Genomic DNA, 12,429 nt, shown 5'->3' with positions numbered 1-12,429 from the left:
TGTTAAGCGAAGTAGCTCTCGTCCGGGTCTTCCCGCTGGGCTCGGATCGCCCGGAAGCACAGGTTGCTCTGGATGATGATCCACACGGTGAACAGCACGAATGGCGACCAGAACACCAGGAGCCCGTTCCACGCGAACGGACCGGTACGGGGCAGGAAGGCGAATGCACCCGCCTCGAACATGAACGTGATCCATAGCGATCCATAGGCCCACCACCGCGGGAACGGGTTGTTCTTGACCAGCTGAGTGGCCGGCCGCAGGGCGATCACCGAGACGGCGACCCAGGCGAAGATATAAGCCTGATCGGTCGTCGTCATCGTCAAAGAAGCCAGCTCGTGCATCAGAGTGGTCACTTCGGAGTTCTTGCGCGGTGCGGTGTAGGCGGCGACTCCCCAGAACATCGGGGGCAATGCCAAGTAGATCGACATCAATGTGCCGCTAGCAAGGGTGAGCGCGCTCCACACCTTCCACCGGCCCGGTTCCACGCGCGCCATCTGTGCGGCGAACACCGCCCAGATCGGCATCATGAAACAGCCGGTCCAGCTGCAGATGACCGCGCCCCACTTGATCTTGGTCCCGTTGGTCACGTACCACTGGGCGACCTGGTCGGCCGACCACTGCGGGTTCTTCAACGGAGCCTGCTGTAACAGAAGAACAAAGGCGAGGCCGTAGACGATGGCGAGAGCGACACCCCACCACAGAATCGCGCGCTGGCTCGCCAGGGAGAAGTGGCCGCGACTATCGACCGTGCTGTGTGGCGGCGAAGCCGTAGATGACGTCATGAATTGCCCTCTCAACTGATGCGTTCAATCGTGCCGGGCGCATCGTGTCACATGTGACCGCACGATGTGCCCTGCTTCACACAAGGAACCATACCGAAGTATGATAACGATCGTTCGCATGGATTCGTCAAGAGTTGGTATTGACCGGGCCGCCTCGTACGACGGCGTCACGGGGTGCGGCCTGTCGACTCGTCCAGCAGATTCTGATTGTTCACCGCCCCGTTGATCGGGCCGATTCGACAACACGGCCGTGGCACGTCGGCGACGAGCGTTTCCGTTTCCGGGAAACGTCCAGTGACGCCGGCCGCCGGATTGAGCGGTCAGTGACAGCGGTCTTACGAAGATGCCGTTGGACGCGGCGGGATCACCGTATTGACGACCATCATCAGTTCGCGCCGAGTCGGCGGTTCTCCCGTCAACAGGAAGTGGTGGTTGATCAGGGCCGGTCCGACGCGGGCGGTCAGCGGAGTCAGCGTGGCCGCATCGATATCGCCGGCCTCGACGGCCGCCGCCAGGATCGAATCAATGATCTTCAGCCGCGGGCGCACCACCGCGTCGGCGAAGATGGCGCGCATCTCGGGCTCGTGCAGCAACTGATGCATGATGTCGAGGCCGGGAAAAGGGGTCTTGCCCGCCAAAAGGTCGCGGTGAGAAGTGAAGACCGTCAGCAGAGCCTCGCGTGCCGACCGCCCCTGCCGTGGCTCGGACAGCGACGGCAAGGCAAACACCAGCGCGGCGTGCACCAGGTCGTGCTTGCTGCCCCAACGCCGGTACAGCGCGGCCTTGCCCGTCTGGGCGCGAGCCGCGATGCCCTCCATCGTCAGTCCGCCGTATCCGACCTCGGACAACTCCGCCAGTGTCGCTTCGTAGAGGGCACGTTCGAGCACCTGGCCGCGCCGGCGGCTGCGCACGCCATTCGGTGCGGTCTCGGTGGCTTGCGGCATGTCTCGATAGTAGCCGTACCCGTTCTGTTTTTCGGCGCTATGTGAACGGTCGGTTCGCCTCCGGGCCGGGCCGAGAACGACCCGAGGCGCCCAGTTTCTTTGCACATCAACACTGTTCGCCAGCGTGCCGCGCCGGGTCGGATGGCAAGCGTCGTGGCCCGCGTTACGCGGCGGCTTGGCAATCGTGGCAGCGACTGTCCGATTGTGGGGCTTTCCGGGCAAGAAAACTAAACTTGCACCATGCCACTTGGGAGCGGGTACGAGGACCAGAGCTGCGCGCTGGCTCGGGCCCTCGAGATTCTCGGCGAGCGCTGGACATTACTGATTGTCCGGGACGCCTTCCACGGATTGACCCGCTACGACGAGTTCCTGCGCAGTCTCGGGATGGCGACGAACATCCTGAGCACCCGCTTGCAAAAGTTGGTCGACCACGGCGTGCTGGAACGGACCGCGCCGCGCGGTTCGTATCACCTGACCAAGAAGGGCCGCGACCTTTTCCCGGTGGTGCTATCGCTGATGGCTTGGGCCGACCGACATACCCCGGGTCCCGACGGTCCCGAGGTGTTGATCCTGCACACCGGCTGCGGCCACCCGGCTGGGGCGGCACTGCGATGCGAGCACTGCGACTCTCCGATCACGCTGCGCGACCTGCGCGTGGTGCCGGCGCCCGGCGCCGTGGGGCCCGATGGCGAACCGACCACCCTGACACCCCCGCAAGTCGCCGCCTGGGGAGATCGACCAGCCCAACGCTGAGGCATTGCCTTTAGCTTGCATCATACAAGTATGATTCCGGCCATGTCGATCAGTGCGCAGCTCGGCCCCCAACACCGCGTCGACATCCCCGCGGGCGCGATCTGCTACCGCGATCGCGGCAGCGGCCCGCCGATCGTGTTTGTTCACGGCGTCGCGGTCAATGGCGATCTGTGGCGGCGCGTCGCGCCTCGCCTGGCGGATCGGCACCGGTGCATCACGCCGGACCTGCCTTGGGGGTCGCATTCGGTCCCCCTCGATCCGGATGCCGATCTGTCGCTGCCGGGCATGGCCCGGATTACCGCAGACTTTCTCGATGCCCTGGATCTCGAGGACGTCACGGTCGTCGCCAACGACACCGGCGGTGCCGTCGCGCAGGCTCTGGTCGGGCGTCATCCCGGCCGGATCGCGCGGCTGGTGCTCACCTCATGCGACGCGTTCGAGAAGTTCCCGCCGACGCCCCAGAAGTACTTGGAGGCGATGGCGCGCTCGCGGCTGCTCACCTGGATCGTCGCCTACACCGCACAGTTCAAGCTCGTTCAGCGCTTGCCGACCGCGTACGGGTTTGTCACGTCGCGGGCGATGCCGCCGGACATCATGCGTTCCTTCACCGACCCGATACGGCTGAACCCCGGAGTCAGGCGTGACTTTCGGCGCATGCTGCGCGCGGTCGACACGAAGTACACGTTCGACGCCGCGGCAAGCCTGACCAATTTCGACAAACCCGCGCTGGTGCTATGGGCCGACAACGACAAGATCTTTCCTCGCGACCACGGGCGGAGGCTGGCAAAACTATTGCCGCAGGGGCGATTTGACCTGATCGCGGGAAGTCGCACATTCATCCCCGAAGATCAGCCCGACCGTCTCGTCGCCGCGATCGAGGAATTCCTCGCCGCAAGCCCGCCGTAACCCCGGCTGCCGGTTTGCGTGCTTCGGCCCGATCTTTCCGACCGCGCTGTGGCGGAGCGAATTCCGCCGCGCCGGCTACCCGAGGCTCTTGGCGAATCCGCTGAGGTCGCGGATGCTGGCTGCGAAGACCTCGGGCATGGCGCCGGCGAATATCAGGTCGCCCCCATGGCAGGTGCCCGCGACCAACCGGCCGACGGTTGGTACACCCGCGCGCACCAGGCGGCGGTAGTAATCCAGTCCTTCGTCGCGCAAGGGGTCAATTTCGTTCACTGAAATCACGTGTGGCGGTAGGCCGTTCAGGTCTTCGTCCGTCGCGACGCCGGCAAAGCAGGTGGGATCGTTCGCGTTTTGATTGTCGGGGTCATACAGCGAACCCAGTATCTCCAATTGTTGAAGGCTGATGAAGTAGCCGTCGCATTCCCGCAGCGAAGGCAACTCGTCGGGGGGCTCGTGCCACCGGTTGGAGATGTACGGGCACTGTGCGTAGAAGCCCGCGATTTCGCTCAGCCACCCTTCGCGTTTCGCTTTGTGTGCCACGGTCAGCGTGAGATTGCCTCCGCCGGACTCGCCGGCGACGATCAGATGGCTTACGCCGAGTTCCGCGCGATGCGACGCGACCCAACGAACGCCGGCCGCGCAGTCGTTCAATCCGGCGGGAAATGCGTGGGGTCCGAGCTTGCCACCGGAATTGCGAAACTCAACGCCCACAACGACAAGGCCGGTGCCGGCTATGTACTCACGCAGCCGCGTGTACGTCGCGTCGGCCGCGCTCGCGATGGCCATGCCGCCACCGTGCAGATGCACAACCGCCGGCAATGGACCCTCGACGTCGGGCCGGCTGACGTACAGCGTCACGTCGTTGCCATCTTCGCCGGTGATCGTCGTCGTCGTGGTCGTCACGCCGCCGTTCTCGTCCGGAACGCCCGCCGCGAACAGGCCGAGTACGGCACCCATCCCCTCCTCGGCCATCGCGGCATACGCCAGCCGTTCCTCGAGCGGCGCATCGATGGTCAGTGGCACCGTCGGCGCATTGTTGTCCAGCCCCACCTGTGCGAGTGCTTCGACCATTCGCGGGTCCGCCCGGGGGTCGGTGCGCAGACAGCAATCCGGATCAGCAAGACGACCGTTGGTCATTTGGCGACTGTACTGTTGCTGCCTGCGGCGCCGCTAGGCCGAAATGATCGGGCCGAGAAAAACACTGGGCCGCGGCGGCCTGCGCTGGCAGGGTAACTGTTCGTGCGAGTGTGGCTGAGCGGCTAGGCAGCGGCCTGCAAAGCCGTACACACGGGTTCGAATCCCGTCACTCGCTCCACAACATGCGCTACGCGTGTGGCGTCACCAGAAACTTCTCGCCGGTGGCTCGCTTGACGTATTCGTTGAAGGCGTCGGGCGCAAGCATGCCGGCGAGTGACACCTCCCGGGTGTAGTTACTCGCGAACGTCGTGGTGAGCTCCGCGGCCACCCGGGCGCGCAACCGACCGAAGGTCTCGCCGCCCGCGTTCTGGATGAACGGGGTGAGCAGCCAGCCGCCGACGCCCCACGCCATGCCGAAGCTCCTGGTGAGCACGGTGGGACTGGTATCGAGCGCACCGTAGATGTAGACCTGCTTGTGGACGCTCGACCCGTAGCGGGAGTACTCGGCCGCGGTCGCGTTGGCCGCCTTTTCCATGCCGTTGAGGATCTGGCTGGCCAGCGTGCCACCACCGGTGGCGTCGAAAGCCAGCGTCGCGGATGTCTCTTTGAGCGCCTCGACAAGATCCCTGTCGAAGCTCGGCGACGTCGAGTTGAGGACATGAGTTGCGCCGAGCTTTCTCAGCAGCTCCTCTTGCTCGGGTTTGCGGACGATATTGACCAGCGGTATGTCGTCTTTCTGGCAGAGCTTGACCAGCATTTGGCCCAGGTTCGACGCCGCGGCCGTGTGCACCAGGCCCGAATGTCCTTCGCGGCGCATGGTTTCGGTCATTCCCAGTGCCGTCATCGGGTTGACGAACGACGAGGCTCCGTCCCTCGCCGTGGCCCCCTCGGGCAGGACCAGGCATGCGGAGGCGTCGACGGCCCGGTACTGCGAGTACATGGCGCCGCCCGCGATCGCGACGGTCTTTCCGATGAGGCCCTGCGCCGGTTCCGAGGACCCCGCGGCCACCACGGTGCCCGCGCCCTCATTGCCCACCGGGAGTGATTTGTCGAGCCGCGCCGACAGCGCTTCAACGCTGCCCTTCCCCACCGACGCGGTGACGACGGGGCGTTCGGGTGTGCCCGTGACCGTCGCCTTGGTCATATCGGCACTGGCGATGAGCAGACCCAGATCCGACGGATTGATCGGCGCGGCTTCCACTCGCACCAGCACCTCATTGGCGCCGGGCGTCGGAACCGGCACCTGGTGCAGCGAGAGTTCGAGCGCGCCGTCTGAGGTCACCAGCGAGCGCAGTTCCAGTGCTTCGCCAGGTAAATCTGCGGTCATGGGCGGTGCCTCGTTTCTGTAGTCGGTCTGCCTTCGAGCGTGTCAACGCGAAAGGCAGCTACCTATCTTCCGTCGCGGGACCTTCCGTGGCGTCGACGTAAAACCATCGGCCGGCGCGGCGCTCGAAGCGACTGCGCTCATGCAGGCAGTCGGCGCGGCCCCCGGACTCGAACAGGGCGCTGAACTCCACCTCACCGCGGTCGTCGTCCGGACCGCCCGCGACGGTGTCGATCACTTCGAGCCCGGTCCAGGTGATGCGCGGGTCGGCGGTCACGTCGGCCGGCCGCGTTCGCGGGTGCCAGGTGCGGAACAGATAGGCGGCGTCGCCGTGGGCGAATGCCGAATACCTCGATCGCATCAATTCCTCGGCCGATCGGGCCTGCGACTCGCCATCGTGCAGCGGTCCGCAACAGCTGCGATAGGTGTCGCCACTGCCGCATGGACACGATGGCCCGAGGAGTTCGTCCACGTCAACAGCCTGACAGACCCTTGCCGGGGCCGGGCCCGCAGTCACGGCCGCGCGGTCGCGTAGTTGTGGTAGTTCCGGTCGAAGCTGCCGCAGAAGTCCGAGTTCGTTCCGGTGGGGTCATCTCGTCAACTCGCCGTCAGGATGCGATACTGGGCCGCCATCTGCTGCTGGACGTTATCGAGTTGGCGGGCAACCGTTTTGATGGTGTAGCGGCCTGCCGCGGCCAAACACCAGTAGCGCGGTACCAGACCGTTGGATCCGGCAACTCGAGTGCAGTGACTATCCGGAAGACCGGGAACCGGTGCAGCAGCTTGTGCCGCAGGCGTTTTAGCAGCGAGGTCGCTGTAGCTCTGGGCGAGTGTCTGCGCGGCGGAGGGATCTTTCGCTTGGTAGACGGTGGTCAGATTCACCGAAACGTAGTCCACTCCCGCCGCGGAAAGTAGCGGCCCGGTTTGCACGGGGTCATCTACGAGGTGCAGCGCGCCCGCCGGCGGATAGGCCGCCCCGGACATCGAAGTGGTTTGGTCAGCCGGCGGCGGCAGGGTGCGAGCGACAAGGCCGGTCGGATCCAATGCAAGCGTGGGGAACTCGACGGCCTGGGTCGGCACGAAGGTGTCGATGAGCGGAACCTGACGATCCAGTGTGTGCCCGGCGAGTTGAGCTTCACAGTCCGGGCCGGCGGCACAGCGCACAACCTGAACGAACACATAGGGACCATGTGCGGTGAGCGCAGTGAGTTCACGCACGGTCTGGGCGCCCTCTTGGAAAGTCAGCACCGTGCCGCTGGCCTCGGGATGTCCGGGAATGGGCAGGGGACGTTCGGGTTCGGTCACGATCGGTGTGGCGGTGGGATCACGGGGCATATTCCTGGCCGCCGTGGTCATGTTCTGAGCCGCCTGGGATGCCTCCGCGGGGTTGGCGAATCGCAGCACGGAATTGCGCAGTGCCATCTGCGGATTGGCGCCCGGGCTTTGCCGCTCGGTGACGAATCCGACCACCAAGGACAAGTTGTAGGCGCCCCCGCCGATCGGCGGCCACACCGCGCGCGACAGTCCCTTGGAGTCGGCGATGACGGCCGGACCGGACGAGCTCAAGCCGATCAGTGTGGGCTCGATCTGCCAAGGCCCGACGACGTAGGCAGCCATCCGTCGACCTTCGACGAGTCGCCCCGCACGGTCGTTGCCGGCGTTGCCCAGTGGCGGCTGCGGTGCGACGGGATATTTTCCGGGGTCAAGCACCGACGTGTTCACCGGCGCCGCAGAGGTTGACTCGCGCGCCCGGGCGGTTTCGCCGGCGGTGGTGTGGCTACAAGCCACCAGCAGTGTGGCGACGATCATCGAATATATTTGCAGCAGTGCGCTTTTCATATTGATCCGTGGCTACACCTTGCAGATTTTCCAGCCGTCTTCGAGTTTCAGCGGCAAGCTGACGGTCCGTGTGCCCAACGTTTCGTTCTGGCCCTCAAACGTGGCGTCGGCGGTGTCGCCGGTGATCGCGATGTTGGTGATGTTCTTGATCGTGGTGACGCCGTTTTGGGCGCGGCTTTTCTTCACGTAATTGATGGCGGTGCCGCTGAATTGAGTCCGCATCGCGGTGCACATCAATTCCAGATAGGCGTCCCAGTTTTGGGTGTTGTACGCGTCCTGAAACGCCATCAGGGTCTCCCGGATCTGATCCTGGGCGGAAGGCGTGGCGGAGGGGGCCGGTGTCACCGGGCCACCGGACGGGGCGGCGGCGGGCAGCGAAGTCGAGACGCCGCCGTGCTGGGGCTGCGCGGAACCCCCGGTCATCGTCGTACACGAGGCGGTCAGCGCCGCGGCCACACCGATGGCCCACAGACGGGCCATGACCGGTGCGGAAGTGTTCATCGATCTCCCCCTGTGTTGCGTCATTGTCGTGGCACTTTATTCGCGGTGGCGGTGACCAGCGCGGCGATGTCGGCCCCTCCCCCGGCGCGGCACTGGCGGATGTCGACTAAGACGTTGCCGCGCACCATCATTCCGTGTTGACATGAGGCGCCGCCAGGCAGGGTCGCCGTCAGGTTCAGCACACCGGCGGTGGTCTGGGGCTGGCCGAACTCCCACGTTTTGGCGGGCACGCCCGGTTCGGTCACAGTGACGGATTTTCCGCCGCACAGGGACCATTGCCCCTCCTGAGCGGTCAGGGCGCTGACTGCCTTGTCGCCGGGGAACGCGAGGACGGCTTGGGTGACGCTGTCTTGCCAAACCTGTTCGTTCATGCCGCGCAACGTTTGTGCGGCCACACCGGTGTAGGCGCCCTGCCCGTACACGCTCTGCTGCGCCGGGGCCCAGGCGCCCAGGCATGCGGGGTTGTCGACGGCCGCGGAGTCGTCGAGCAGGCTGGCGCTGTCTTGCTCGAGTACCAGCGGGTCGCCAGTGGTCGCGACCGGAAGCTGGGCCGCGGACAGCAAGATCGATCGCAGCTGAGCGGGGGCGACATTGGTGGCCGGCGGCCCCTGCGGCGACGCCGGCGCACCCGGTGATCCGGAGCTCTGGCTGCTATCGGCGCGAGGCCCGGCCGTGTCGGGCCAGGCCAGCACGGTGACCGTGGCGACCAGCAGCACCACGCCGGCCAGCGCGGCGGCGATCAGACCGCGTCGGCGTTTCGCCGCCGGCGGTTGGGGACCCGGCGGCGGGAACTGCCCAGGCCAGCCGGACACCGTCGGCGGCTGCGAAGTGTGTGGATAGGAGTGAACGTCGCCGCTGGGGATCGGTGGCAGCGGCGCGTAGCGGTTGCGATCGTGCAGCGCCGAGACGGCGGCGTCGGCGAGTGCGCCCGCCGACGGGAACCGGGCGGCGGGATCTTTTGCCATCGCGATCGCGATCACGTGATCGAGGCCGGGTGGCAGCGAGGGCACCGCGTCGCTGGGTCGGGGCGGGGGTTGGAATAGGTGGGCCGTCATCACGGCCGCGGCCCCGTTGGTCGCCGGAAAGGGTGTGTTGCCCGTGAGCAAGCGATACAGCGTGCAGCCCAGCGAATAAATGTCGACCCGGCCGTCGATGCGTCCGTTAGACAGCACCTCGGGTGCGGCGTAGCCGACGGTGGCCACCACCGCCCCGGTGGCGGTCAACCCCACATCGTCGAGAGCGCGGGCAATCCCGAAGTCGCCGAGCAGGACTCGCTCGTTGGGGCCGACGGCGCCGGACAGCATGAAGTTGCCCGGCTTGACGTCACGGTGGATCACGTGGTTGGCGTGCGCGAAATCGAGCGCCTTGGCCACCTGGGTGATGATGTGGACCGCGCGGTGCGGGGTCATGGTTCCGTCGCAGAGCGCGGCCTCGGCGTCCGTGCCGTCGACGAATTGCATCGCGATCCACAACTGGCCTTCGTCGGTTTGTCCGCGCGTGTAGACGGAGACGATCTGGGGATGCGCCAGGGCGGCCGCCGTGTCGGCTTCGCGGATGAAGCGCGCCCGAAAGTCCCGGTCGCGCGACAGCTCGGCCGAGAGCACCTTGAGGGCGACTTGCCGGGGCAACGCGGGGTCGGCGGCCAAATACACGGTGCCCATCCCCCCGCTGCCCAGTACCGCCTGGATGCGGTAACCGCAGACCAGCGCCCCGTTTGCCAGCACCCATCAACCCTACGGTCCGGCGGGTGACACCCGCCCGTTTTTCGTCGTTAAGCAGGTTCGGTGGGAGTCGAACCATCACTCCAAGGAATCGTTGAGAAAACGAAAAGGCCGACATCGGAACCTCTTCTTAGCCACCCCGCGCAAAGCCGGAGCAGAAAAGGACCCTCAATGAAGGCCCTCACGATCGCCGCCATCGCCAGGACGGCCGCCGTCGCCGTTGTCGCCGGTGCCGTGGCGCTGGGATTGGCCGGCCCGGCCACCGCGACGTCGGGCACCATGTACGGCGACCCCGCGGCCGCCGCCAAGTACTGGCGCTACCAGCAGTACTGGGACGACTGCGCCCTCGTATCGAGCGCCGATGTGATCGGCGAAGTGACCGGCGTGGCGCCCCCGGAGGAGGAGATCATCGACAGGGCCCATGCGACCCCCAGCTCACAGGGCCCCGGCCCGATCTACACCAGGCCCGCCAATCCCAAGGACCCGAATTCGGGCGAGGGCATGTGGTTCCGGGACATCCCTGCGCTACTGGCGCAGTACAACGTCGGCGCCACCATTCGCAACGGCAGCATTGAGGAACTCGAGCAGGAACTGGGCGCCGGCCACAAGGTGCTCGTCAGCCTCAACAGCGAACTCATCTGGCACGAGCCCGTCGACCAGAAAGACGAGCAGGGCAACCCGGCCCATGACCACACGGTGGTCGTGACCGGTGTCGACACCCGCAGCGACGTCGTGCACCTCAACGACAGCGGCAGCCGTCAGGGTCGCGACGAGCAGATCCCGCTGGCGCTCTTCGTTCAGTCATGGAACTCCAGCGACAAGTTGATGGCGGTCACTACTTAGCAATCGTGTTGATATGTAGGCTTTTTCATGCTCGACGTCGAGGCGCGCGATGGGCCGCCAACACGTCGGCGTTTGCCAGCGTTTGCGCCTGAGCGGCCAGGGTCGATGCCCCGTTGGCGTGAGCGATCGCTTCGGGCTCGTTGCTTGCCTGTTTGTCGTGCGCCGCCGCCAAATGCCTTCTCGCCTCGTCGAATCGCGCCCGGGCTTCGGCGCCGACGCTCTCGCGGTGCTTGGCGACGTAGTCGGAGACTTGGCGCACTCTGGCGTCCGCGATGGGCAATGCCTGCCCTAACGAATCGACGCGCTGCCCATCGCTGGGGGCCGGCGACCGCGCGGCGCGCCGGTGGCGTGCGCGATAGAGCAGGAGCACCGCGATGACTATGACCACGACGACGATGACGCCTATCGCGATCATCAGCCAGGTCAGGTTTGACGAGCCCGGTGGTTTGTTCACCCCGGGCGGGTTGTTCGACCCCGCCGATTGGTTCAACCCGTCAGCCGCCGCGACCGCCGCACCGCTCCAGTCTTTGGCGCCCACCGCCGGTTCAATCTTGTTGCTCCGCAGACTATTCAAGTCGGCGGCCGTGAGGCCCCGGACCTTCGCCGGCACGGAGAACGCGTACGCCTTGGTGTTCGTGGCCACGGCCAGCAGCGCGTCGTGGTCGTCCATCCCGCTGGCGCTGCGGGTTTTGTCGGCCCAGTTTTCGGGTTTGAACCTGTTGAAGTTGTCGACGTAGACCACCCACAGTTGAACGTGCTGATCCTGGTAGAGGCGGTCGACTGCCGCGCTGACCGTCGCCCGATCGGAATCCGTCAACACCCCGGTGTTGTCGGTGATGTGATCCGTGAGCTTGGACGGCGGCTGCGCGCCGGCCGGGGATGCCAGCGGCAGACCGGCTGCGAGGATCGTCAGAACTACACCGAGCAGGCGAACAATCCGCATACGGGTAATCTAGCCCGCCGCGGGCGCGCCGAGGTCAAGCACAGGTGCCGTGGGGCGACCGCGATGCGCTCCGGCCGCCAACGCCGGTCGAAAACGAGCACCGTGTGGGCAGCGCTGTGCTTACATTGCTCGACCAGTGCGTCTTCCGAGCTAAAGGAGCGGTCTGCATGACGGTTTCAGGGGCCGATGGCGGCCTCAGCGGAAGACGCTTGCTCGGAAACGCCAGGATCACGGACCTCCTGACCGCCAAGCAGATCGAGGAAGTGGCGCCGTAGCGTTGGATCGTGGGCCTCTCGTCAAGGCCCAGCCCGTCACCGGTGTGCAACCCGCAATCCTCTTGGTTGCCAACCGATTTACATGTCTTTCTTCCCGGGTACTTTGATACGGCGATCCGCACAGCCCTTCAAGCACACGGCCAGTGTCGCCTGCTGCGGCGGCACCGATGGCCCTGCGATAGACCGTCAGATCGTTGTCTGCACCACGCCGGCCACCGTAGGGGGCATCACGCTTTCCGGAATCTCGCGCGTCGTGCATCCGTCATCGCTTTCGCGTGTGACGACGTACGTGTAGCGGTCGGCACCGGGGTCCCTCGTCAGTGGCTCGTCGCTGCTGAGGAGTTCGTCCAGGGTGGCGCGATCACCGGGATCGAGGGCGTCAGCGTCGACGACGCCGCTAGCCTTCAGGCCGGCGAAGCCGCCACGTCTTTCAATGATGTAGCGGTCCTGCATAAATGCCTCAA

At 65.8% G+C, this 12,429-nt stretch carries 13 protein-coding genes and 1 tRNA gene; 4 read left to right on the top strand and 10 right to left on the bottom strand.

Going from position 1 to position 12,429, the window contains the following annotated elements; all coding sequences use genetic code 11:
- Positions 1–2 precede the first annotated feature (2 nt).
- Together G6N55_RS27095 and G6N55_RS27090 are read right to left on the bottom strand one after the other, a co-directional pair.
- Complete coding sequence (locus G6N55_RS27095; RefSeq protein ID WP_085221355.1) at positions 3–782, bottom strand: hypothetical protein; 780 nt, start codon at positions 780–782, stop codon at positions 3–5.
- A gap of 335 nt (positions 783–1,117) precedes the next feature.
- Positions 1,118–1,726 (bottom strand): TetR/AcrR family transcriptional regulator, encoded by a 609-nt coding sequence (locus tag G6N55_RS27090; RefSeq protein WP_085221354.1) that lies wholly within the window; start codon positions 1,724–1,726, stop codon positions 1,118–1,120.
- 240 nt (positions 1,727–1,966) lie between these two features.
- Between G6N55_RS27090 and G6N55_RS27085 the strand changes: the two genes are divergently transcribed.
- The gene (locus tag G6N55_RS27085; protein WP_085221353.1) at positions 1,967–2,479 is read left to right on the top strand and encodes a winged helix-turn-helix transcriptional regulator; all 513 of its coding nucleotides are present in this window, start codon (positions 1,967–1,969) and stop codon (positions 2,477–2,479) included.
- Between the two features lie 42 nt (positions 2,480–2,521).
- Positions 2,522–3,385, top strand: coding sequence for an alpha/beta fold hydrolase (locus G6N55_RS27080; RefSeq protein WP_085221703.1), 864 nt, complete (start codon positions 2,522–2,524; stop codon positions 3,383–3,385).
- A 75-nt stretch (positions 3,386–3,460) separates the two neighbouring features.
- On the opposite strand, the gene G6N55_RS27075 is transcribed toward G6N55_RS27080, so the two are convergent.
- On the bottom strand, positions 3,461–4,519 hold the full coding sequence (locus tag G6N55_RS27075; RefSeq protein ID WP_085221352.1) for an alpha/beta hydrolase fold domain-containing protein: 1,059 nt from the start codon (positions 4,517–4,519) through the stop codon (positions 3,461–3,463).
- Between the two features lie 104 nt (positions 4,520–4,623).
- On the opposite strand from G6N55_RS27075, the gene G6N55_RS27070 reads away from it, so the two are divergent.
- A tRNA-Cys gene (locus G6N55_RS27070) sits at positions 4,624–4,697 on the top strand.
- Positions 4,698–4,706: 9 nt separating this feature from the next.
- On the opposite strand, the gene G6N55_RS27065 is transcribed toward G6N55_RS27070, so the two are convergent.
- From G6N55_RS27065 to G6N55_RS27045, 5 genes are all read right to left on the bottom strand, one after another.
- Positions 4,707–5,846, bottom strand: coding sequence for a zinc-binding dehydrogenase (locus G6N55_RS27065; RefSeq protein ID WP_085221351.1), 1,140 nt, complete (start codon positions 5,844–5,846; stop codon positions 4,707–4,709).
- Between the two features lie 58 nt (positions 5,847–5,904).
- Positions 5,905–6,315, bottom strand: a complete 411-nt coding sequence (locus G6N55_RS27060; protein ID WP_085221350.1) for a YchJ family protein — start codon at positions 6,313–6,315, stop codon at positions 5,905–5,907.
- 125 nt (positions 6,316–6,440) lie between these two features.
- On the bottom strand, positions 6,441–7,682 hold the full coding sequence (locus G6N55_RS27055; protein ID WP_085221349.1) for a DUF7373 family lipoprotein: 1,242 nt from the start codon (positions 7,680–7,682) through the stop codon (positions 6,441–6,443).
- Positions 7,683–7,694: 12 nt separating this feature from the next.
- Positions 7,695–8,183 carry an Rv0361 family membrane protein gene (locus G6N55_RS27050; RefSeq protein WP_139826748.1) on the bottom strand — a complete coding sequence of 163 codons (489 nt, stop codon included), beginning with the start codon at positions 8,181–8,183 and terminating at the stop codon, positions 7,695–7,697.
- A 20-nt stretch (positions 8,184–8,203) separates the two neighbouring features.
- Positions 8,204–9,907: a serine/threonine-protein kinase PknH/PknJ gene (locus G6N55_RS27045; protein WP_085221347.1), complete on the bottom strand. Its 1,704-nt coding sequence runs from the start codon at positions 9,905–9,907 to the stop codon at positions 8,204–8,206.
- Between the two features lie 168 nt (positions 9,908–10,075).
- Here G6N55_RS27045 and G6N55_RS27040 point away from each other — a divergent pair, with 168 nt between their 5' ends.
- The gene (locus G6N55_RS27040) at positions 10,076–10,747 is read left to right on the top strand and encodes a C39 family peptidase (protein ID WP_085221346.1); all 672 of its coding nucleotides are present in this window, start codon (positions 10,076–10,078) and stop codon (positions 10,745–10,747) included.
- 25 nt (positions 10,748–10,772) lie between these two features.
- On the opposite strand, the gene G6N55_RS27035 is transcribed toward G6N55_RS27040, so the two are convergent.
- On the bottom strand, positions 10,773–11,690 hold the full coding sequence (locus G6N55_RS27035; RefSeq protein WP_085221345.1) for a TPM domain-containing protein: 918 nt from the start codon (positions 11,688–11,690) through the stop codon (positions 10,773–10,775).
- Between the two features lie 461 nt (positions 11,691–12,151).
- The gene (locus G6N55_RS27030) at positions 12,152–12,418 is read right to left on the bottom strand and encodes a protealysin inhibitor emfourin (protein WP_085221344.1); all 267 of its coding nucleotides are present in this window, start codon (positions 12,416–12,418) and stop codon (positions 12,152–12,154) included.
- Between the last annotated feature and the right edge of the window lie 11 nt (positions 12,419–12,429).

The sequence above is a fragment of the Mycobacterium florentinum genome, assembly GCF_010730355.1.
GTDB classification, from domain to species: Bacteria; Actinomycetota; Actinomycetes; order Mycobacteriales; family Mycobacteriaceae; genus Mycobacterium; species Mycobacterium florentinum.
Note: the sequence above shows the minus strand (reverse complement) of the source record. Positions and strands in the feature narration are given on the sequence as shown.

Bases quoted from the DNA above. Each gene is read 5' to 3' on its own strand.
- G6N55_RS27075 (WP_085221352.1), bottom strand. From the start codon at position 4,519: ATGACCAACGGTCGTCTTGCTGATCCGGATTGCTGTCTGCGCACCGAC.
- G6N55_RS27080 (WP_085221703.1), top strand. From the start codon at position 2,522: ATGTCGATCAGTGCGCAGCTCGGCCCCCAACACCGCGTCGACATCCCC.
- G6N55_RS27095 (WP_085221355.1), bottom strand. From the start codon at position 782: ATGACGTCATCTACGGCTTCGCCGCCACACAGCACGGTCGATAGTCGC.
- G6N55_RS27090 (WP_085221354.1), bottom strand. From the start codon at position 1,726: ATGCCGCAAGCCACCGAGACCGCACCGAATGGCGTGCGCAGCCGCCGG.
- G6N55_RS27085 (WP_085221353.1), top strand. From the start codon at position 1,967: ATGCCACTTGGGAGCGGGTACGAGGACCAGAGCTGCGCGCTGGCTCGG.
- G6N55_RS27055 (WP_085221349.1), bottom strand. From the start codon at position 7,682: ATGAAAAGCGCACTGCTGCAAATATATTCGATGATCGTCGCCACACTG.
- G6N55_RS27030 (WP_085221344.1), bottom strand. From the start codon at position 12,418: ATGCAGGACCGCTACATCATTGAAAGACGTGGCGGCTTCGCCGGCCTG.
- G6N55_RS27040 (WP_085221346.1), top strand. From the start codon at position 10,076: ATGAAGGCCCTCACGATCGCCGCCATCGCCAGGACGGCCGCCGTCGCC.
- G6N55_RS27035 (WP_085221345.1), bottom strand. From the start codon at position 11,690: ATGCGGATTGTTCGCCTGCTCGGTGTAGTTCTGACGATCCTCGCAGCC.
- G6N55_RS27050 (WP_139826748.1), bottom strand. From the start codon at position 8,183: ATGAACACTTCCGCACCGGTCATGGCCCGTCTGTGGGCCATCGGTGTG.
- G6N55_RS27065 (WP_085221351.1), bottom strand. From the start codon at position 5,846: ATGACCGCAGATTTACCTGGCGAAGCACTGGAACTGCGCTCGCTGGTG.